Here is a 20,211-nt window from a genome sequence, read left to right on the forward strand (position 1 = left end):
ACTCCCGGGGAGTTTAAGCCGCAGCTGGTCCAATCTTATTTCGGCTTCCTCAGGAATGAGTCCCATCTGGATCGGCCCTAGACCCTGCCCCCAAGCGATCAGGGCCTTTTGCCGGCCAACTGTCTGAGCCCCTGCAGCAAAGCCTCCATATCCTCACCATCGGTATAGATATGCGGCGAAAAGCGAAAGCCGAATCTTGGGCGCAAGTCTGTCTTGATCCCCAATCTGTTGAACACTTGCTGTGCCGCCTGCCTATCGGCGAAATCGACTACCACAGTGCCACTGCGCTCACCGCTGATATTGGGCGTCACCACCTTGAGTTCATGACTCAGGGCACAATCCAGGATCCCCTGCCCCAGACGCTGATTGTGTTGATAAATTTGGCTATCGCCGAAAGCACGCAGCTGCTGCAGTGACGCCGCCGCCAGCATGTAAGGCAATACGGAAGGCGTGCCCCCCCAAAACCTTTTTGCTCCCTTGGCATAGCGAAAATCATGGATATCGAACTCAAACGGCGCCTCATGGGAGAACCATCCCAGATCAACAGGCTCCAGCGTCTGGGCCAACCTATCGCTGAGCCATAAAAAGGCCGCCCCTGGGCCAGCACAACACCATTTAACGCAGGACCCCAAGACAGCATCAGCCTGCCACTGCCCCAAATCTATCGGTATGACTCCAAGAGACTGGGCAATGTCCACCACAGTCATTACCCCTAAACTTCGGGCCAGAGCGCAAATTTCACTCACGGACTGCAACTGACCGGTTTCAGAAATGGCATGGGTGATAAAGGCCAGCGCCACATCCTCTCCCAGGGCCTGTTGCCACTGACTCAAAGACACCAGCCCGGCTTGCGGCTCAAGCAACTGCAGGCGGTAGCCCTTCTTCTCGGCCTGTTGCAGTACAAACCCCATGGAGGGGAAATCCAGTTCAGTGGCCAAGATCCGCTGACCGGGCTTGGCATTCGGCAGGGCGCCGACCAGCTTGGATAAAGCCGAAGAGAGATTCAGCTGCGGGCAAAAGCCACTGGCGGGAACTCGGGTCAAAGCCGCAAGTTGCTGCAAAAACTGCTCAACCCCCTCGAGCCACACAGGCCAGGCTTCACCGCCTTGATGCTTCCAGGCGCCGAGAAACTCGCTGATCGCAGCTTCGCAGCCCTTTGGCATGGCGCCCACAGAGTGGGACAAAAAATAGTGCCCTTCGGGCAGATGAAAACGCGATTTCAACGACATTCCAGGCTCCTCAGTCGGCAATCGAGTCGCGTTTGACACCGTAAACACCGCCCCAGATATCTGTCATTTGACCGCGAATTTGCCATAGTTTAGGGAAAAACTGCATCTTCATACCTGAGTTGAGGATTTCAGTGCTGCGCCCCTTCAGCGACATGCTGTCTATGCCTATGCTTCTGTGAATGAGTTTGATGTGATGGTAACGGAAGTGCTGAAACAGCTGGTCGTACTCTATCATGGCCTCGGCCACCATATAGCTTTCATCATGACGGTATTCACTGTTGTATATCTGCTCGACTGTCAGCCCCTTTTGCTCAAGGTAGACTCGCTCAAAGGTGAGCCACAGCGGCTTATAAAGCTGCAACAGGGTTCTGAATCCCGGTGACTCCTGACCGCTGCCGTTGCCCAGCTGCAGCCGAATTGCCTGATAATCCTTGATGGACATAGTGTCGAGAATACTCAGTTGCTCGATAAGAAACCCCATCGCCTTATGTACCCGGGCAAACAGGGTCAACACCTTAAAGGTCTCCCCTGCGGCCATACGCTCATCAATCTCCAGCAGGGTGTAACAGATGAGCTTCATCCACAACTCCTCCGACTGATGCACTATTTGAAACTGCAACTCATCGGCGTTACACAGCTGCTCATAGGGCTTCTGACAGCTGAGCAATTTGGGAGTATTGAGGTACTTTTCATAATCCAGTCGACCCTCTCCGGCCATGCTGGCATATATCTGCTCGCGATCCATGATGCCTTATCCTTATTCTTCTGTTGTTAACCATAAATTAACATTCAACTTGCCAAGCTAAGGCATAGCGTGGCAGGCAACAAGGGCAGCGAAGCGATCCGCAAACAGCGGCAGTGTCAAATATTGTTGGCAGGGCTGCCGGACTGCAGCCCTGGATAGGGGGACGAGCGCTTACAGATAGGGACGAACCAACTCCGCCATCATCTCTATATGGCGCGGCCTGTCGTTGAGCGCCGCTATATAGCGGAATGACTTACCACCGGCCTGCTCGAAGAACTCACGGTTCTGCCCGGCAATCTCCTCCAGAGTTTCCAGGCAGTCGGCGCTGAATGCCGGACAGGCAACGGCTACATCTGTGATCCCCTGCTTTGGCAGAGCCATCATGGTTTCATCCGTGTAAGGGCCCAGCCATTTGGCCTTGCCGAAACGGGACTGGAAGCTGCTGATCACATCATCCTCTGCCAGCCCAAGACGTTCGGCCAACAATCTTGAGGTCTTGATACAGAAGCAGTAGTAAGGGTCGCCCAGCTTGAGATTCCGCTCCGGCATACCATGGTACGACAGCACCAATTTCTGCGGTTTGCCGTGTTGGGCAAAGTCAGCTTCGATGGACTCGGCCAGCGCCTCGATAAACAGCGGATTATCGTGGTAGGTATGGATAAAGTGCAGTGACGGCAGGTAACGCCATTGAGTCAACTCTTTGGCTATGGCATCAAATGCAGAGCCCGTGGTAGGACCGGCATATTGAGGATAGAGCGGCAGCACAACCAGTTTATCGACCCCTTGATTGTGCAGGCGTTTGAGCACATCGCCCACCGCCGGGTTGCCGTAACGCATCGCCAAGGCAACTTCGGCTTCAACGCCTTCGGCCTTGAGTTTTTCAGCCAAGGCCTGGGTCTGGCGCTCACTGATATCCATCAGTGGCGAGCCCTTATCAGTCCACACCTCACGGTAAAGGGCCGCCGATTTGGCCGGCCTGACCCTGAGAATAATGCCATGGAGAATAAGCTTCCACAGCGCCTTGGGGATCTCCACCACCCTGGGATCGGAGAGAAATTCGGCCAGATAACGCCGCACCGCCGCGGGTGTCGGTGCGTCCGGCGTCCCCAGATTCAACAGCAATATCCCGGTTTTACCACGCCCGGCGTGGCCCTTGTCTTTATCAAGACCGATAAACTTAGCCAAAATCACCTCAGATAGAAAATCAATAAGTCAGATATTAAAGCACAGATTCAATCGCTTTGATCAATTCATCGCTATCGGGTTTAACTCTGGAGTTAAAGCTCTGCACCTGTTTCCCATCGCCACTGACCAGGTACTTGTAGAAGTTCCACTTGGGCGCGCCGGCCTGCTGCCCCAGATAAGCAAATACCGGGTTCACATCGCTGCCGCGAACCGCTGAAGTGGCCACCATGGTGAAGGTTACGCCATAGTTGATGTAACACACCTTGGCGGTATCTTTCTCTTGGTTTTCTTCCTGGAAGAAGTCATCGGATGGGAAACCTATCACCACCAGCCCACGCTCGCGGTAGCCCTTATGCAGGGCTTCAAGCGCCTTGAATTGAGGCGTAAAACCACAATTGCTGGCGGTATTGACCAGAAGCACAGGTTTACCTTGGGTGAGTTCACACAGGTCGATAGACTCCTGGGAATGGAGCTTTCTCAACTTGATATTGAGGTAATCGGGGCACTGACCGGCAACAGCCACCGTGGGTGCCAAAACCCATGCTGTAAAAGCCAAACCAGTCAAAGCCAGTCCCTTCAATGTCGGCAAGGTTAAATTCAATCTTGCCAGGGGCTTGAATGTCTTCAGCATAACACCTCCATTTGTTTGATCTCTTGTTTGCACTCTACAGCAGTTTAGCTTCAGCAGTTAAAAATAGAAGCCGACATTGATATTCAGCCTTGAATGCCAGCTGCTGTCGCCTTCGGCAATGCCTATACCGGGGCCGTTGACAAACCACATGTTTTTACCGGCAATCCAGTCGACATAAGAATAGAACTTACCGGCACTGATGGCACACCCTGTGACATTCTGCACCGAGTCATCCAACCCGGTCCCCGAAGCAAATACCTGGCTGTAGTCGTTATAACAGTTGAGCTGAGTAATAGGGCCCCAATCAACGTCTATGCTGCGCGACAGGTTAAATGTGAGCACATCAGCCTCGGCCGCTATTTCAAACGGGTAAGCAAAGGCCGACAGCGCCAAACGCTCGCCGGGCATGTCATAGTCATAATGCAGATACTGCACCTGAGTCTGCCAGGCGTGCCAATCCATTTGCCAATGGGCGGCTACCGCCAGGCCATCAGTGTCTTCACCGGCAACGGCGCCGGCCATGGGCTTGTAGTCCAAACGGCTGTATTGCACAGAGGCGCCCAGTTTATGGGCAAACTCGCCATACTTCAGGCTGCGCTCGACTCTGGCGTTAAACCGCCCTGCCTCTTCATAGGGGGCGTTTTCTGTGGTGGCGACATCGAAGGAATAACGCTTGAAGCGACTGCCGTCGCCATATTCATCATTGGCAAACCAGGCGAGATCGTAGCGCCAGCCGTCCTTGTTGTACTGCCAGTGAATACCGGCATCATAGTCGTCTTCAAAGCCGAGATAATAAGTCGCGCCGAACCAGAAGGAATGAGCCGCATAGGGCAGCAAACCGAAAGGCACCTGGGTGACCCCGAGGCGAATGTCCGAGTTTTCTGAAAAACGATAGCCAAAGAAGGCATGCTGGATCACATCCTGATCCTGATACCAACGATACTGAGCCGATGCAAACAGTTCTCCATTGTCGTATTTGACATCGGCACGAAACAGCTCGAACTCTAACTTGGCATCGTCATCATAGTCTTTCCAGCCATAGTTGACTCGTACCGCTCCGCCGATATCCAGCTCGTCGGAAACCGGCACGGCCGCGGCCGGCAGAGAGAAACAACCGGCCAGCGCCAGCCCCAAAACTGAAAATAAAGTGGTTTGCTGCAATTGCATTCCCCTTTCATCCTTTCACAAAACAGGCGCAACACAATAACAAAACCGCCACCACTTTTCGAACAATCCACTCAATATCAACACAAAGGGCGTCAGAGTGACGCCCTTTCATCCAAGTAGAGTAGTTAAAATCCTACTGAAAACGGTATCAACCTATTAATCCATATCCAGGGTGACCCCCTCCATGAAACCTGAATTACCGGTGTCGTTGCTGTGGAGTTTAATCATCAGTCGCAGGTCGTTTGGCGAATCAGCATGATGCAGTGCATCGGCGTAACTGATCTCCCCTTCACAGTAGAGCTTGAACAGCGCCTGATCGAAGGTTTGCATCCCCTGCTCGTTGGACTTGGCCATGGTCTCCTTAAGCACGTGCAGCTCGTTCTTTTGAATAAGACTAGCCACCCTGGGAGTGTTAATCAGCACTTCGATGGCGGCGCGCCGACCGCTGCCGTCCACCTTGGGTACCAGCTGCTGGGCCACAATACCGCGCAAGTTAAGCGACAGGTCAAACAAGAGCTGTTGGTGCTTACTCTCAGGCACCAGGTGCATGATGCGATCCAGCGCCTGGTTGGCGTTGTTGGCGTGCAGAGTTGCCATACACAAGTGGCCGGTTTCGGCGAACGACAGGGCAAACTCCATGGTTTCCTGGGTACGGATCTCACCGATAAGGATAACGTCCGGCGCCTGGCGCAATGAGCTCTTGAGCGCCGCATCAAACGACTCGGTATCTATACCCACTTCCCGCTGGGTGATAATGCTCTTGCCGTGTTGGTGAACAAATTCCACCGGATCTTCGATGGTGAGTATGTGTCCCCTGGCATTGGCATTACGGTAACCGATAAGTGCCGCCAGCGAGGTAGACTTACCCGTACCGGTTCCCCCTACCATGATCACCAATCCGCGCTTGCTCATTACCAAGTCTTTGAGAATGGGCGGCAGGTACAGCTGCTCCACCGTAGGGATCTTGGTTTCGATGCGCCGCATCACGCAGCCCGCCGACTCCCGTTGCCAGAAGGCACTGACCCGGAAACGCCCCAACTCCTTGGCGCCCACGGCAAAGTTACATTCGCGGGTCTCGTGAAACTCTTTTTTCTGCTCCGGCGTCATCAAAGACTCAACAAACTCCAGCGACTGCGCCGGGGTAAAGGCGTTTTCCGCCAAGGGTCTGAGTTCACCGTCCACCTTGGCACTGGGAGGAAAGGCCGCGGTAATAAAGAGATCCGAGGCCTTACGCTCCACCATAGCCTTGAGAAAAGGTCTGACGTCCATGGGGACTCCTTAGAAATTCGCTTGTTTGTTGGAACTCTTGGCCATGGCATCTTCCCGACTGATCAAGCCGCGATTCACCAGGTTCTGCAGGCTCTGCTCCAAGGTTTGCATGCCATGAGCCATACCGGTTTGGATAGCAGAATACATCTGTGCCACCTTGTCCTCACGGATAAGGTTTCGGATAGCCGGGGTACCCATCATGATCTCATGGGCCGCCACCCGGCCGCCGCCAACCTTCTTGATCAGGGTCTGGGAGATAACCGCCTGCAACGACTCAGACAACATGGTACGCACCATGTCCTTCTCGCCTGCGGGGAATACGTCAACCACACGGTCAATGGTCTTGGCCGCCGAGGTGGTGTGCAAGGTACCGAACACCAAGTGGCCGGTTTCTGCTGCGGTCATCGCCAGGCGTATGGTTTCCAAATCCCGCATCTCACCGACCAGGATGACATCCGGGTCTTCACGCAAGGCGCTTCTGAGGGCGGCGTTAAAGCTGTGGGTATGGCGGTGCACTTCCCGCTGGTTGATAAGGCATTGCTTGTTTTGGTGCACGAATTCGATAGGGTCTTCAATGGTGAGAATATGATCGTGGCGGTTCTCATTGACGTAATCTATCATCGCCGCCAGGGTGGTACTCTTACCCGAACCTGTCGGGCCGGTTACCAGCACCAGGCCGCGAGGATATGAAGCGATTTTCTTGAAGATTTCCGGCGCGCCCAGTTGTTCCAAAGTCAAAATGTCGCTGGGAATAGTACGAAAAACCGCGGCGGCGCCGCGGGACTGATTGAAGGCATTGACACGAAAACGCGCCAGATTGGGAACTTCAAAGGAAAAGTCGATTTCCAGAAACTCTTCATAATCCTTACGCTGCTTGTCATTCATTATGTCGTAGACAAGTCTGTGAACCCCTTGGTGATCAAGCGCAGGGACATTAATCTTTCTGACCTCGCCATCGACGCGTATCATGGGAGGCACACCGGCCGACAGGTGCAGATCCGAAGCGTTATGCTTTACACTAAAGGCCAATAATTCAGTGATTTCCATAGTTTGGGATATCCGTTCAACCAAAAAGTTTACATCATGACAACAATAGCAGACAGACTGGCACTAGCCCAGCGCAGGATAGCTCAAGCGGCGCAAATTTCGTCCCGAAATGCAAGCGAGATCAAGCTGCTGGCTGTCAGCAAGACCAAGCCGGTCGCCGACATTGAACAAGCTTATGCCGCCGGGCAACGTTGCTTTGGCGAAAACTATGTCCAGGAGGGGCAACAGAAAGCCATGGAATTGGCGCAGCGCTGTCCCGATATAGAATGGCACTTTATCGGCCCGCTGCAATCCAATAAATCAAGAATTGTCGCCGAGCACTTCCATTGGATGCACACTCTGGAGCGGGAAAAGATCGCCCGCCGCCTGTCGGAGCAGCGCCCAGAAGGCATGCAACCACTGGAAATCTGCATCCAAATCAATGTTTCGGGTGAGAGTTCCAAAGCAGGAATAGCAACACAGAGCGAGATGTTTGAGCTGGCAAGCCTGGTGGACTCATTGCCCAACCTCAAACTCAGGGGACTGATGACAATTCCCAGTGCCGGTGAAGGTCCAAGGCTTGAGGCGGAGCTGTCGCACATGCAGCAACTGTTTACCGAACTGAAGCTCAAGTTTCCACAGGTAGATACCCTGTCCATGGGTATGAGTCAGGATCTTGAGCTCGCCATCGCCAAGGGCTCTACCATGGTCAGAGTCGGCAGCGCTATTTTCGGCGAGCGTAACTACGGCTGATAAACCAGCCAATAAGATCTGAGATTGGCCGCTGAGACCTTGTTTTTGATAGTATTGGCCCAAATACTAATATCTCCCGCACGGTCAAACCCGATGCGGGATACACTCCAATCACAAGTGACAGGGGACCGCATGGCTCAAAAGAAAATCTGTTTTATCGGCGCCGGCAATATGAGCCGCAGTATCATCAGCGGGCTGGTGGGCAGCGGTTATCCGGCTGAATTGATCCAGGCCAGCAACCCAAGTACAGCTAAACTCGATGCCCTCAAGTGCGATTTCGGCATCCTCACCACCACAGACAACCAAGCCGCCTGTGACTGGGCCGATATCATAGTGCTGTCGGTCAAACCGCAACTGATGCAACAGGTGTGTGAGCAACTGGCAACACTGCCGCTGGCCGATAAGCTGTTTATTACCATAGCGGCAGGGATCCCGGCCGCCAGATACAATGACTACTTCGGCCAACAGATTAAGCTTATCCGCACTATGCCCAACACCCCAACCCAACTTGGCTGTGGCATGACAGGCCTTTATGCCGCAAGTGGGGTTGAGCAGGCGGATAAAGATCTTTGTCAGCAGATTATGGCCAGTGGCGGCGAGACCCTGTGGGTAGACAAAGAAGCGGATCTCAATTTGGTGATCGCCTTGGCAGGCAGCTCTCCGGCCTATTTTTTCCTGTTTATGGAAGGCATGATGGATGCGGCCAAAGAACTGGGGCTAGATGAATCCAAGGCCAGGTTACTGGTGCAGCAGGCGGCGCTGGGTGCCTCACAGATGATGATTCAAAATCCTCAGCTGAGCGCCGGCCAACTGCGGCAGAATGTCACCTCCAAGGGCGGTACCACCCATGAAGCGGTGGAAACCTTCCAACGGGGTGATCTAAAGGGACTGATCAAACAAGCAATGAACAACTGTATTGCCAGGGCTGAAGCCATGGCCAAAGAATTCTAAACGACCCAAGGGCGAAACTTTTCATGAATGACGCATTGATTTACCTGATTACAGTCGTATTCGACCTTTATTTTATGGTAGTCATACTGAGGATCTGGCTGCAGCTGGTGCGGGCAGATTTTTATAACCCCTTCAGCCAGTTTATCGTCAAGGCCACCCACCCGATTGTGGCGCCCATGCGGCGGATACTACCCTCCATAGGCAGTCTGGATACGGCCTCTGTGGTGCTGGCTCTGCTGGTGGTGGTGGTCAAAATACTCTTGCTGACCCTGATGGCGGGCCAGGAGTTCAACCTGGTTGCCACCTTGATGTTTGCGCTGGTGTCCTTGTTTAAAAAGGCTGGGGTATTGCTGTTCTGGATCCTGATCATCCGCGCCATCCTCAGTTGGGTCAGCCAGGGCCGCAATCCGATTGAGTATGTGATGATGCAGTTGACCGAGCCACTGCTGGCGCCCATTCGCCGCTTCCTGCCGCCCATGGGCGGGCTGGACTTGTCACTGCTGGTGCTGATGGTGTTGATGAATTTCATTAACATACTGCTGGCCAAGACAATTCCTTTCTGGGCCATTGCCTGATGAAAGCTGTTAGCTGGGAGCAGCAGGATCTGCTGCTCAATCTCTATATCCAGCCCAAGGCCAGCCGGGATCAACTGGTTGGCCTGCATGGTGAAGAGTTCAAGGTGGCCATTACCGCGCCACCTGTGGACGGCAAGGCCAACGCCCACCTGACCAAGTATCTGTCCAAGGCCTTCAAGGTGCCCAAGGGGCAGATAGTCATAGTCAAGGGAGAGCTGGGCCGCCATAAGCAGGTGCGTATTGAGTCGCCCAAGATACTGCCCGCAGAAATCGAGGCCTTGCTCTGATGCCATCGCAGCAGACAAGGGACTATAATCAACTCAACACACTTAACCTCAGGTAAAGCATTATGTTGCGCAAATTTTTGACCCTGCTTTTGTGCCTCGGCTCTCTGGCCGGTGTCGCTCAGGCCGAACAGAAGCAGGCCGTCGGCCATTTCGATATCCACTATATGGCGCTGGGCAGCACCTTTTTGACCCCATCCATCGCCAAGAACTATGGCATAGAACGCAGCCGTTATACGGGTATCATCAATATCGCCGTACTGGATACCAGTGAAGAGGGCAATCCGGCAGTATCGGTCGAGATATCCGGCCTGGCCAACAATCTTATCGATGCCAGAATGCAGTTGAAATTCCGCGAAATTCGCGAGGGTGATGCCATCTACTATATTGCCGAGGTGCCCTATCGCGACGATCAGGAGATTAACTTTCAAATCCTGATCAAACACGGCAACGAGCTCAACACCACTCTGACCTTCAAACAGAAATTCTACGTCGATTGAGCGGTACATTCCGTCAATAGAGCGCCGCCGAATAAGCGGCGTTTTTTTATGGCCGCCCCGAGTGGCTATTGACCGCCGGCTTAAAGAAGCGACATCGGCCATTCAGGCTCACACCAGATTGGCCTAGACCAATGTCGATTGCTACCGATAAACCTTCCACTGCTCTACTTGTTTTCGCGCCTTTTCATTGTCGCTGAGTGAGTAAACTCTTTTGCAAAATGGTACTATTGTCGGCATTGCGAAATAAGGAAAATCCAAGATGAAACAGATAGTGCTTGCCAGTGGCAACAAGGGAAAACTCAAAGAATTCGCCGAGATGTTCAGCGCCTTCAATATTGAGGTGTTGCCACAAAACCAATTCGACGTGCCTGAAGTGGCAGAAACCGGCACCACTTTTGTTGAAAATGCCATTATCAAGGCGCGCCATGCCGCCGAAATCACCGGCTTGCCCGCTATCGCCGATGACTCCGGCCTCGAAGTTGATGCTCTGGACGGCGCTCCCGGCATCTATTCCGCCCGTTACAGTGGCACCAACGCCTCGGATGAAGGCAACTACAACAAGCTGCTTGGCGCCATAGAGGCAACGCCTGCCCCCCGTACCGCCCGTTTCCAGTGTGTACTTGTGTATATGCGTCATGCCAAGGATCCGACTCCCATCATCTGCCAGGCCGCTTGGGAAGGGGAAATAGGTTTTGAACCCAAGGGTGACAATGGCCATGGTTATGATCCCGTATTCATTCCCTGTGGTTACCAGCAAACTGCCGCCGAGCTCAGCAGTGATGAAAAGAACCATCTCAGCCACAGAGGCAAGGCGCTGAAATTGCTGCTTGAAGCCTTCAAACAACAGGGGATCCTCGGCTGATGCTGACGCTGCCACCGCTAAGTCTCTATATTCATATTCCCTGGTGTGTGCAGAAATGCCCTTACTGTGATTTCAACTCTCACGGAAAACAGGGTGAGCTGCCGCAGCAAGAATATGTCGATGCCCTGCTTGGCGATCTCGACGCCGACCTGCACTATGTTCAAGGCCGGCAACTGCACAGCATCTTTATCGGTGGCGGCACCCCCTCTCTGTTCGATGCTGCCCAGATAGGCAGGCTGCTGCAAGGCGTGAACCGGCGCATTGCCTTTGCCTATGACATAGAGATCACCATGGAGGCCAACCCAGGCACTCTGGAACATGATGACTTCAGCGCTTACCGCGCCGCAGGTGTCACTCGCCTCTCCATAGGTGTGCAGAGCTTTGCCAAAGACAAGCTCAACCTGCTGGGGCGAATTCACGGCAAGGATGAAGCCGTCAACGCCGCCAAAGGCGTTGCCGCAGCCGGATACCAGAGCTTTAACCTGGATCTGATGCACGGTCTGCCGAACCAGAGCTTTGAAGAGGCCATGGCCGATATCGACACGGCGGCGGCGCTCAATCCTCCGCACCTGTCCTGGTATCAGCTCACCATAGAGCCCAATACCCTGTTTCATTCACGCCCGCCGCAGCTGCCGGACGATGAAGCGCTTTGGCACATCTATGAACAGGGCCAGCAAAGACTTGCAGCCCTTGGCTACCAGCAGTATGAAATATCCGCCTACGCCAAACCCGGTTTTCAGTGCCGCCATAACCTCAACTATTGGGAATTCGGTGATTATCTGGGAATTGGTTGCGGCGCCCACGGCAAGCTGACGCTACCGGAGCAGGACCGCATAGTACGCACGGTAAAGATAAAACATCCAAAGGGTTATTTGGCCACAGAGGATTATCTATTTGAGGTAAGTAACGTGCTGCCGGAAGACAGGGCGCTGGAGTACCTGATGAACAGGCTGCGACTGATGAGCCCCATCCCCTGGAGCGAATTTGAAGCGCGCACCGGCGTTGCGGCCAACACCCTGGATAAAGGCATGCAGCAGGCCGCCGAGCGCGGGCTGGTGGAGATCACTCCCGGCTACTGGAAGCTCACCAACAAGGGACATATGTTCGTCAACGATCTGCTATCGCAGTTTTGTTAACTCCATCTCTTATTAGCCTCCTCTTGCTGCTGCCAAAGCGAAAGCAGCAAGAGGAAATATTTTCTAACATTTACGCCAATACTTAATTACTCAACTTCATTAGGATGAACTTCTTTAGACGCAAATGAGCCATAGCAGTCGCGGTTTCTGTGCGTCTTTCCTGACTCGGGCCATCGTCATCCGGCCTGCCATTGCCAAGCAAAAAGGAAGTTGTCCATGCCTATAACCATAAGAAAAAGTCTGTTGACGCTGGCCCTTGGCGCCGTTTTAAGCAGCAGTTATCCCCTTCTCGCCCAAGCCTCCGTCTCCGGGCAGAGTAACCAAGCATCAAACCTGGCTCCTGAGGTCATCAAGGCCGAATCCGCCAAAGCCAACGCCCTGTTTGAAGCCATCTTCAACGAAGATGTTGCCGCCAGCCCGGTGCGGCAGACCTTTCTTGGTATCAAAACAGATTACGGCAAGTGGGACTCGCTGGGAGATGCGGCCGATGATGCCGCGCTTGCTCGCGCCAAGCAGCAGCTTGAGCGTCTGTCACTACTGGATCCGACAAAGTTGGACCCACAGAGCAAGTTGAGCCTGGAGCTGTTGACTGCCAAACTGCAACGCCAGATCCGCGATGATAAGTTCCGCCACTACAACTACCCGGTCAACCAGATGTACGGCATTCACTCGCTGGTACCTTCATTGTTGATAAACCAACACTCGATAGCCAACGAAGCCGATGCCCGCGCCTATATCAGCCGTATAGCCGGGGTTCCTGAGCTGTTTGAGCAGCTGATCACCGCCCTCGAGGTTCGCGCCGAGGAAGGCATAATCGCCCCCAAGTTCGTATTCCCCTATGTGCTTTCAGACAGTCGCAATATTATTCATGGCGCGCCGTTTGATGGTGAGCCGGACAGCGCTATCTGGGCCGACTTCAAGGGCAAGTTGGCAAAACTCAAGCTGGATGAAGACACCCAAGATAAACTGCTGGATCAAGCCGCCATCGCCCTCAAAAAACAATTGAGGCCAGCTTACCAAAAGCTGATTGCCTATCTCGAAACCCTGGAAAAACGGGCCGACAGCAGAGATGGTGTCTGGAAATTCCCGAGCGGCAGCGCCTTCTATAACAATGCCCTGGCCAATACCACCACCACAGAGATGAGCGCCGATACTATTCATCAATTAGGACTGGACGAGGTCGCCAGGATCCACGGCGAAATGCGCGCCATCATGGACAAAGTTGGCTTCAAGGGCGATCTCAAAGCCTTCTTCGAGTTTATGCGCCAAGATGAGGACTTCTACTTCCCGGACAATGACGCTGGCCGCCGAGCCTACCTGAGAGAGGCCATCGCCCTTATCGATAACATGAACTCGCGCCTGGATGAAGTATTCAAGGTAAAGCCCAAGGCGCCTTTGATAGTCAAACAGGTGGAAGCCTTCAGGGAGAAGTCTGCCGGCAAGGCTTTCTACAACCAGCCCTCGGCCGATGGCAGTCGCCCGGGAACTTACTATGCCAACCTCTATGACATAATGGCTATGCCCAAATACCAGATGGAGGCACTGGCCTACCATGAAGGGCTCCCCGGGCATCACATGCAGATAGCCATAGCCCAGGAACTGGAAGGACTTCCCAGCTTCCGTCGCTTCGGCTCTTACACGGCTTATATCGAGGGCTGGGGCCTTTACAGTGAGTACTTCCCCAAGGAGATGGGGCTTTACAGCGATCCCTACTCAGACTTTGGCAGATTAGCGATGGAGCTATGGCGCTCCTGCCGTTTGGTGGTAGATACCGGGATCCATGCCAAGAAATGGACTCGAGAACAAGCCATAGCCTATTACATGGACAACACTCCCAATGCCGAATCTGACGCAGTAAAAATGGTTGAGCGGCACATAGTTATGCCCTCGCAGGCAACTGCTTACAAGGTGGGGATGAACAAGATACTTGCGCTTAGAGCCTACGCCAAGGAGGCGCTGGGTGAGCGTTTCGACATTCGCGCCTTCCACACCCTGGTATTGCAAAACGGCCCCTTGCCGCTGGATGTACTGGAGCAGGAAGTAAAAGACTGGGTGGCCGCGCAAAGCCAGGCTTGAAACTGAATCAACTGCCGCTCCCTTGAGCGGCTTTTTTATACGCTTGATTCCGTTCTGAAAACAGGCATAAAAATACCCCGGCCACCAGGGCCGGGGTAAACCAAAATCAGGATGATGGTTTTAAGGCCGACATTGTTTTAGTTCGAAAACCTGGGTCGGCATTGATAAGGGCTTAACACTCTGTGCTGAACCAAGCAGTCTACAGCAGGAGGGGTCAGTCCCGCGGCACACCCGTATGTTGGTTCCACCCGAATCAACTGCAACCATTGTATTGATTTCAGAACAGACTGCAACTGAGTTATTAAAAAATCTTTAAAGGCCATCAAACAATAAAGCGGTTAAAAAACCAATAAAACCCCAACATCCATATGATATATAAACAAAAAACACTCAAGTGAAACTTGAGTGTTTTTCATTGTTCTATTATAAGAACGATATTTCTTTATTTTTCCTGGCGTTGGGCAAACAGATCCGCATATTTTTTGTCCCAATAAGGTGGCGTACCTATGTGATCCTTAATGAACTCGATAAAGGCACTCACCTTGGGAGCCAAGTGTTTACGTCTGGGGTAAACCGCCTGCAGCGGCAGATGATGAGTCAGTTGCCAATCGGGAAGCAGGGGAACCAGAGTACCTTTTTCTATTTCATCTTCCAGCAGATAGCTGGCGAGATAAACCACCCCAAGCCCACTGACAGCGGCAGACTTGAGCGCCGGCGCATTGTCGACTCTGAAATTACCCGAAACCCCTATCTCACAGTAATCATCGCCCTTCTTGAATTGCCAGACGCTGTGCTCATGCCATTCACCGTGGTAAACCAAACAGTTGTGCTCCACCAGCTGCTCCGGACGAGCCGGCATACCGTGAGCCGCAACATACCCGGGGGATGCCACCAGCAGGAACTGACACTTCATCAGCGGGCGAGCCACCATTCCCAGAGGCAGTTGCTCTGACATGGTCAGCAGCAGATCCAGGCCTTCACTGACCACATCAACCTTATGGTCCAACAGGCTCACCTGCAGCTCGAGATCCGGATGACGGGTCATAAACTCGGGCAATGCCGGAATAATATGCATGGTGCCGAATGACTGGGAGATACCTACCTTGAGCACGCCTCGAGTGGCATCATTGAGGTTGTGCACACTGGCCACCGCCTGATCCGCATCCCGGAGCAGTTCTTCCCCCTGCACATACAGCAGATTACCGGCTTCGGTGAGGCTTAAGCTACGGGTCGTTCGCTGGATCAACTGGATCCCGAGTTTATGTTCAAGATCGGCAACCTGGGTACTGACCTTGGATTTGGATATTCCAAGCCTACGCGCCGCGGCACTGAAGCTGCCGGCACGGGCGACATGAGTGAAAATAGCGATAGGTTCTAACAGTTCTAACATGAAAGTCGCCTTAAGCCGTTTACAACACTGGTAAAAGCTTTCCTGGAAAAGCGACGGGCCTCACCGTCAAGACCCCATAATGGGGTGTGGGCTGCCGGGTTTTGGAAAGCGCACTGGGTAGAGTCACTGAGTCCTGACTTGGGTGCCAGTTTGATTATTTTTGCGAAGTATACCAATTCTTTGTTATTGACTCTAACCCAAGGATAGCCTTGAGCCAAAAAAACCGCCGCAGTGATGACATAATCGACAGACAACCAATAAAAAACCCCTGTATCAAGGGAGGGGAAGATACAGGGGGAATCACCAGCTTAAATCTTATTGCTGCAGTTCAACCTTGCCGGACAGTACCTGGAATTCGCCCAGCTCAGGGATCTGCTTGCGTAACTTGTCTTCCAGCACCAGCAAACGTTGGAAGTTGTCGCAAAGCGCGTCGGCTCTCTGCTCCATCTCCTGGGCGCGAGACTCCATTTGCACTTCAATATCCTTGCCCATCTTTTCCATCTTCTGGCTGAAGGCATTGATCTTCTCATCAAAGGTTTCGCCCTCACCTGACATCATGGCGCTGCCCATGGCCATCATCAAACTGCCTAGCGACTGCTGCACCAGTTGCTCTATCTCTTTGGAAAACTCATCACCAAAGGCGTTTTCCAGCGATTCTTCAGTGGCCCCGAGGAAGTACTGGTCACCATTGCGATGAGCCACTTCATAGACTCGCTGTTGCAGACTGCCCATGGTTTCATCCAACTTGGCACCGGCGGCATCACCCAAGAGTGGTGTCAGAGCCATGCTCACGGCCTCGCTCGCCATGGTGACGGCATCGTCCACCAAAGAGATGACTTCGGGTAACTGCTGAGCCATGGCATCCGAGTACTCGTTGACAAGCTTGCTCTGCTCGGCATTCAAGGCCACCTCTTCACCTTCCACATAGAGGCGACCCGGCTCAATTCGATAGTGTTCTTTCCCTTGATTACTGACGCTCAGCTTCTTGGGTTCCAGTGAGATGTCGTAGTTGAGCGACATCTCGCATTGCTCATCTCTTGGCTCAAAGTTGATCGCCATAGCAGGCGCCGCCGCAAACAGTGCACACACCAAAGATAATCCACCAATCGCTTGTTTCATTCTGTCTTCCCTCTCGTTTTAATCTGCCGAGTAAACTTGGTTACCGCTTATGGCTCAGAATAGAGCAGACTTTGTGCCAAAGTTATAATTAACTGATACTAAAGGAATTAACATCAAGCAAGGCTGTAAAACATGAAAATCCACCATCTGCGAGTGGCAAATTTTGCCAACTTGTAGCCGTTATGATGAATAAGACACAAGAAACCAAAGAAAGGTTTAACAGGAAATACTCTCGATGGCCTAGACTATTCCCTTTCTTCACTGCATTCGGGATTAAAAGCCATAATCGCCGCTGCGCCAGCAGCCTGAAGTCGTGGAGCAAGTGCATCCATGCACAATGGCCAGGTCGCCCCTTCGAACCAATTGGCAACAATGCCTGCGACGGCTCCAAAGGGGACCTGGTGCAATTCTGTGAGAGTTAACTTGTTTGAAGCGACCTATATGCCCGCAGACATACACCTCATTTTCAGGCACAGGCGGAACTGTGACCGTCGAAAACAGGGCCGAATTTTGTTCCAGACAAATTCGGTATTTCCTACGTCCCTGTAGGTCAGATGTTTTCGTCGAGGCTACCACCGTATTTGTTCCAGACAAATGTCGGCATACACTCCATCCATGGAGATAAGGGACGTATTCACAACAACCTCCCTGTTTAACGGCCAGCTCGACATCCCTGCCTCGGCTACGCCAATTTGCAACAACACCTGCGGCGGCTCCGAAGGGGAGTCAGTGCAATTCTGTGAGAGCTAACTTGTTTGAAGCGACCTATATGCCCGCAGACATACACCTCATTTTCAGGCACAGGCGGAACTGTGACCTTCCGAGCCAGGGATGGCGAGGCAGAGCTTACAGGGATGTACTCGCAGCGAGTCACAGGATCGCCTGTGCATAAGCCTGCGGCAGGCAATGGGATACATCCGTCGCCGGAGGCCCTGCCAATACTAATTAGTAACTTTTAGCTGGAAGCTATGATAGCCGCTGTGCCAGCGGCCTAAAGTCGTGGTGCAAATGCATCCATGTACAACGGCCAGTTCGCCATCCCTGGCTCTCGCTCGTAGCCAGTCGCTACGCTACACTCGCCAAACCACACCGGGCAAGAGGCTTTGCTTGTCCAAAGCCCCTTGCATCCCCAAGGACACCCCGACGTAGCCGAAATCCCCGCTGGCTTATGAAACAAATTGGCTACACTCAGGACTCGCCAAACGCATCCATGCATAAGGGCCAGCTCGCCTTCCTTGGCTCGCGCTCATGAACTTGTCGCTTCGCAACATTCGCCTTGCTCGACCTTCGAGCCTCGACATCCCTGTCTCGGCTACGCCAATTTGCAACAACGCCAGCGGCGGCTCCGAAGGGGAGTCGGTGCAATTCTGTAAGAGCTAACTTGTTTGAAGCGACCTATATGCCCGCAGACATACACCTCATTTTCAGGCACAGGCGGAACTGTGACCTTCCGAGCCAGGGATGGCGAGGCAGAGCTTACAGGGACGTACTCGCAGCGAGTCACAGGATCGCCTGTGCATAAGCCTGCGGCAGGCAATGAGCAACATCCGTTGCCGGAAGCTTGGGCAATACTAGCTTAGATACTTTTAGCTGGAAGCCATGATAGCCGCTGTACCAGCGGCCTAAAGTCGTGGAGCAAATGCATCCATGCACAACGGCCAGCTCGACCTTCGAGCCTCGACATCCCTGTCTCGGCTACGCCAATTTGCAACAACACCAGCGGCGGCTCCGAAGGGGGAATTGGTGCAACTCTTCCCACACAGAGTTGTTTTGAGCTGCAGACATACGCCTAATTCCAGGCACAGGCGGGACTGTGACCGTCGAAAACAGGGCCGAATTTTGTTCCAGACAAATTCGGCATTTCCTACGTCCCTGTAGGTCAGATGTTTTCGTCGAGGCTACATGGACGTATTAACGCCGAGTCACAGGATCGCCTGTGCGAAATCGCACCGCAGGTGATGGGCTACATAGTGGCCGGAAAACCGGCAAGCGCCTAATGTGCAACTTTAGGCTGAAAGCTATGGTATGGCGTAAAAAAACAAAGGCAGCGGAGTGCTGCCTTTGGGATCAGAAGATTGAGCGGCCAACGGCCAGCCTGAGTTGCTCCAGCGCTGCCGTACCGGCGAGTGAGTTGCCGCTGCGGTCAAGCTCCGGCGACCAGACACAGATGGACATGTCACCGGGGATCACAGCGATTATGCCGCCACCGACACCACTCTTGCCCGGCATGCCAACCCGGTAGGCAAATTCTCCCGAGCCATCGTACAGCCCGGACGTGGCCAAGAGCGCATTGAGTCTGCGGCTCTGCAGCGGTGATATCAGCGCTTTGCCATCCAATGCCTTACCGCCTTGGACCAGATACATCATAGCCCGGGAAAGATCGGCGCAGCTCATTTTCAAGGCGCAGTAATGGAAATAGCTTCGCAGCACAGTATCCACATCATTGTTGAAGTTACCGAAGGACTTCATCAGATAGGCAATGGCAGCATTGCGGGCACTGTGCTGATACTCGGAATCGGCCACCACCTTGTCGTAGCAGATATGCGGATTACCCGCCAAACGGCGAACCACTTCCAGCATTCTGTGCTTGGGCGCCCCGAGGCGGCTCTGCAGCAAGTCGGCGATGACCAGTGCCCCGGCATTGATAAAGGGATTACGGGGAATGCCGCGCTCCAACTCCACCTGCACCAGAGAATTAAATGAGTGACCCGACGGCTCTTTGCCTACCCGGCTCCAGATTTCGCTTTCTTCATAGAGTGTCAGCGCCAATGTCAGGCTGAACACTTTAGAAATACTTTGAATGGAAAAAGGCTCTAAATAATCCCCTGCCCCCACTGTGGTGCCGTCGGCCATAGTAACGGCAATCCCCAGCTTGTTGGCATTGACCCGGGCAAGGGCCGGAATATAATCCGCCACCTTACCCTGGCCAATCAGAGGGCGAACCCTGTCGAGCACCTGCTCAAGCAAGGCCTCGTCCGGGATCAACTCCACCAAATGTCGTAAAGCTCAGTGACTTCCAACTCGTTAATTGGCTGAGCTTCCCAGAATGCCTTGACTGCGCTTCTGTCATCTTCGGTGCACTTGCCAATTCTTTGAGTGGCAATAATGCCTTCCCACTCTCTGTGGCCACCACCGTGGAAGCCCAAGCCTCTAGGTTCTATGACTTCATCAATAAAACGGTCGACCAGGGGATCTATCTGTTCCTCCGACACAGAGTCGGCAAAACGCCAACTAACGTCAAATCCCAACTCCTGGAATTCATCAACACGCAACTTCTTGCGCAAACGACGACTGCGAATAGCCATACTGCTTC

At 53.2% G+C, this 20,211-nt stretch carries 19 protein-coding genes; 8 read left to right on the forward strand and 11 right to left on the reverse strand.

All coding sequences use genetic code 11. The features are described 5' to 3' along the window. Positions 1 to 98 precede the first annotated feature (98 nt). The 7 genes from K5621_RS14255 to K5621_RS14285 all read right to left on the reverse strand — a co-directional run bounded on the left by K5621_RS14255 (position 99) and on the right by K5621_RS14285 (position 7,273). Complete coding sequence (locus K5621_RS14255) at positions 99 to 1,229, reverse strand: aminotransferase class V-fold PLP-dependent enzyme (RefSeq protein WP_221049561.1); 1,131 nt, start codon at positions 1,227 to 1,229, stop codon at positions 99 to 101. Positions 1,230 to 1,239: 10 nt separating this feature from the next. After that, entirely contained in the window at positions 1,240 to 1,974 is a 735-nt protein-coding gene (locus K5621_RS14260) for a tryptophan 2,3-dioxygenase family protein (RefSeq protein WP_071237900.1), read from the reverse strand. 171 nt (positions 1,975 to 2,145) lie between these two features. Next, on the reverse strand, positions 2,146 to 3,159 hold the full coding sequence (gene hemH, locus K5621_RS14265; RefSeq protein WP_044733989.1) for a ferrochelatase: 1,014 nt from the start codon (positions 3,157 to 3,159) through the stop codon (positions 2,146 to 2,148). Positions 3,160 to 3,193: 34 nt separating this feature from the next. Continuing rightward, on the reverse strand, positions 3,194 to 3,790 hold the full coding sequence (locus K5621_RS14270) for a glutathione peroxidase (protein WP_221049562.1): 597 nt from the start codon (positions 3,788 to 3,790) through the stop codon (positions 3,194 to 3,196). A gap of 57 nt (positions 3,791 to 3,847) precedes the next feature. Continuing rightward, the gene (locus tag K5621_RS14275; protein ID WP_221049563.1) at positions 3,848 to 4,957 is read right to left on the reverse strand and encodes a hypothetical protein; all 1,110 of its coding nucleotides are present in this window, start codon (positions 4,955 to 4,957) and stop codon (positions 3,848 to 3,850) included. Positions 4,958 to 5,113: 156 nt separating this feature from the next. Beyond that, a complete protein-coding gene (locus K5621_RS14280) occupies positions 5,114 to 6,226 on the reverse strand; it encodes a PilT/PilU family type 4a pilus ATPase (RefSeq protein WP_039034904.1) in 1,113 nt (370 codons plus the stop codon). Positions 6,227 to 6,235: 9 nt separating this feature from the next. Further along, positions 6,236 to 7,273 (reverse strand): type IV pilus twitching motility protein PilT, encoded by a 1,038-nt coding sequence (locus K5621_RS14285; protein ID WP_025009461.1) that lies wholly within the window; start codon positions 7,271 to 7,273, stop codon positions 6,236 to 6,238. 36 nt (positions 7,274 to 7,309) lie between these two features. Here K5621_RS14285 and K5621_RS14290 point away from each other — a divergent pair, with 36 nt between their 5' ends. The 8 genes from K5621_RS14290 to K5621_RS14325 all read left to right on the forward strand — a co-directional run bounded on the left by K5621_RS14290 (position 7,310) and on the right by K5621_RS14325 (position 14,389). Next, a complete protein-coding gene (locus tag K5621_RS14290; RefSeq protein ID WP_221049564.1) occupies positions 7,310 to 8,005 on the forward strand; it encodes a YggS family pyridoxal phosphate-dependent enzyme in 696 nt (231 codons plus the stop codon). A 132-nt stretch (positions 8,006 to 8,137) separates the two neighbouring features. Then, positions 8,138 to 8,956: a pyrroline-5-carboxylate reductase gene (gene proC, locus K5621_RS14295; RefSeq protein ID WP_221049565.1), complete on the forward strand. Its 819-nt coding sequence runs from the start codon at positions 8,138 to 8,140 to the stop codon at positions 8,954 to 8,956. Between the two features lie 23 nt (positions 8,957 to 8,979). Then, positions 8,980 to 9,531: a YggT family protein gene (locus K5621_RS14300; RefSeq protein WP_039034907.1), complete on the forward strand. Its 552-nt coding sequence runs from the start codon at positions 8,980 to 8,982 to the stop codon at positions 9,529 to 9,531. After that, entirely contained in the window at positions 9,531 to 9,818 is a 288-nt protein-coding gene (gene yggU, locus K5621_RS14305) for a DUF167 family protein YggU (protein WP_219160885.1), read from the forward strand. Before K5621_RS14300 ends, yggU begins: the two co-directional genes overlap by 1 nt. A 62-nt stretch (positions 9,819 to 9,880) precedes the next feature. Beyond that, positions 9,881 to 10,315: a DUF4426 domain-containing protein gene (locus tag K5621_RS14310; protein WP_221049566.1), complete on the forward strand. Its 435-nt coding sequence runs from the start codon at positions 9,881 to 9,883 to the stop codon at positions 10,313 to 10,315. A 259-nt stretch (positions 10,316 to 10,574) separates the two neighbouring features. Beyond that, positions 10,575 to 11,177 carry an RdgB/HAM1 family non-canonical purine NTP pyrophosphatase gene (rdgB, locus tag K5621_RS14315; protein WP_221049567.1) on the forward strand — a complete coding sequence of 201 codons (603 nt, stop codon included), beginning with the start codon at positions 10,575 to 10,577 and terminating at the stop codon, positions 11,175 to 11,177. Next, a complete protein-coding gene (gene hemW / locus K5621_RS14320) occupies positions 11,177 to 12,313 on the forward strand; it encodes a radical SAM family heme chaperone HemW (protein ID WP_221049568.1) in 1,137 nt (378 codons plus the stop codon). Before rdgB ends, hemW begins: the two co-directional genes overlap by 1 nt. A 216-nt stretch (positions 12,314 to 12,529) precedes the next feature. Next, on the forward strand, positions 12,530 to 14,389 hold the full coding sequence (locus K5621_RS14325; protein WP_221049569.1) for a DUF885 domain-containing protein: 1,860 nt from the start codon (positions 12,530 to 12,532) through the stop codon (positions 14,387 to 14,389). Positions 14,390 to 14,831: 442 nt separating this feature from the next. Here the strand turns inward: K5621_RS14325 and K5621_RS14330 are convergent, their stop codons facing one another. The 4 genes from K5621_RS14330 to K5621_RS14345 all read right to left on the reverse strand — a co-directional run bounded on the left by K5621_RS14330 (position 14,832) and on the right by K5621_RS14345 (position 20,203). Then, the gene (locus K5621_RS14330; RefSeq protein ID WP_039034912.1) at positions 14,832 to 15,779 is read right to left on the reverse strand and encodes a LysR family transcriptional regulator; all 948 of its coding nucleotides are present in this window, start codon (positions 15,777 to 15,779) and stop codon (positions 14,832 to 14,834) included. Between the two features lie 315 nt (positions 15,780 to 16,094). Continuing rightward, positions 16,095 to 16,898 carry a YggN family protein gene (locus K5621_RS14335; protein ID WP_221049570.1) on the reverse strand — a complete coding sequence of 268 codons (804 nt, stop codon included), beginning with the start codon at positions 16,896 to 16,898 and terminating at the stop codon, positions 16,095 to 16,097. Between the two features lie 2,067 nt (positions 16,899 to 18,965). Beyond that, positions 18,966 to 19,880 (reverse strand): glutaminase B, encoded by a 915-nt coding sequence (gene glsB / locus K5621_RS14340; protein ID WP_100145765.1) that lies wholly within the window; start codon positions 19,878 to 19,880, stop codon positions 18,966 to 18,968. Then, positions 19,880 to 20,203 (reverse strand): YggL family protein, encoded by a 324-nt coding sequence (locus K5621_RS14345; RefSeq protein ID WP_100145107.1) that lies wholly within the window; start codon positions 20,201 to 20,203, stop codon positions 19,880 to 19,882. The genes glsB and K5621_RS14345 overlap by 1 nt, the downstream gene beginning before the upstream one ends. Positions 20,204 to 20,211 lie beyond the last annotated feature (8 nt).

The sequence above is a fragment of the Shewanella carassii genome (assembly GCF_019670705.1).
GTDB classification, from domain to species: Bacteria; Pseudomonadota; Gammaproteobacteria; order Enterobacterales; family Shewanellaceae; genus Shewanella; species Shewanella carassii.

Excerpts from the sequence above, each read along its gene's own strand:
- K5621_RS14255 (WP_221049561.1), bottom strand. The coding sequence starts at position 1,229 with ATGTCGTTGAAATCGCGTTTTCATCTGCCCGAAGGGCACTATTTTTTG.
- K5621_RS14260 (WP_071237900.1), bottom strand. The coding sequence starts at position 1,974 with ATGGATCGCGAGCAGATATATGCCAGCATGGCCGGAGAGGGTCGACTG.
- K5621_RS14270 (WP_221049562.1), bottom strand. The coding sequence starts at position 3,790 with ATGCTGAAGACATTCAAGCCCCTGGCAAGATTGAATTTAACCTTGCCG.
- K5621_RS14275 (WP_221049563.1), bottom strand. The coding sequence starts at position 4,957 with ATGCAATTGCAGCAAACCACTTTATTTTCAGTTTTGGGGCTGGCGCTG.
- K5621_RS14280 (WP_039034904.1), bottom strand. The coding sequence starts at position 6,226 with ATGGACGTCAGACCTTTTCTCAAGGCTATGGTGGAGCGTAAGGCCTCG.
- K5621_RS14285 (WP_025009461.1), bottom strand. The coding sequence starts at position 7,273 with ATGGAAATCACTGAATTATTGGCCTTTAGTGTAAAGCATAACGCTTCG.
- K5621_RS14290 (WP_221049564.1), top strand. The coding sequence starts at position 7,310 with ATGACAACAATAGCAGACAGACTGGCACTAGCCCAGCGCAGGATAGCT.
- proC (WP_221049565.1), top strand. The coding sequence starts at position 8,138 with ATGGCTCAAAAGAAAATCTGTTTTATCGGCGCCGGCAATATGAGCCGC.
- K5621_RS14300 (WP_039034907.1), top strand. The coding sequence starts at position 8,980 with ATGAATGACGCATTGATTTACCTGATTACAGTCGTATTCGACCTTTAT.
- yggU (WP_219160885.1), top strand. The coding sequence starts at position 9,531 with ATGAAAGCTGTTAGCTGGGAGCAGCAGGATCTGCTGCTCAATCTCTAT.
- K5621_RS14310 (WP_221049566.1), top strand. The coding sequence starts at position 9,881 with ATGTTGCGCAAATTTTTGACCCTGCTTTTGTGCCTCGGCTCTCTGGCC.
- rdgB (WP_221049567.1), top strand. The coding sequence starts at position 10,575 with ATGAAACAGATAGTGCTTGCCAGTGGCAACAAGGGAAAACTCAAAGAA.
- hemW (WP_221049568.1), top strand. The coding sequence starts at position 11,177 with ATGCTGACGCTGCCACCGCTAAGTCTCTATATTCATATTCCCTGGTGT.
- K5621_RS14325 (WP_221049569.1), top strand. The coding sequence starts at position 12,530 with ATGCCTATAACCATAAGAAAAAGTCTGTTGACGCTGGCCCTTGGCGCC.
- K5621_RS14330 (WP_039034912.1), bottom strand. The coding sequence starts at position 15,779 with ATGTTAGAACTGTTAGAACCTATCGCTATTTTCACTCATGTCGCCCGT.
- K5621_RS14335 (WP_221049570.1), bottom strand. The coding sequence starts at position 16,898 with ATGAAACAAGCGATTGGTGGATTATCTTTGGTGTGTGCACTGTTTGCG.
- K5621_RS14345 (WP_100145107.1), bottom strand. The coding sequence starts at position 20,203 with ATGGCTATTCGCAGTCGTCGTTTGCGCAAGAAGTTGCGTGTTGATGAA.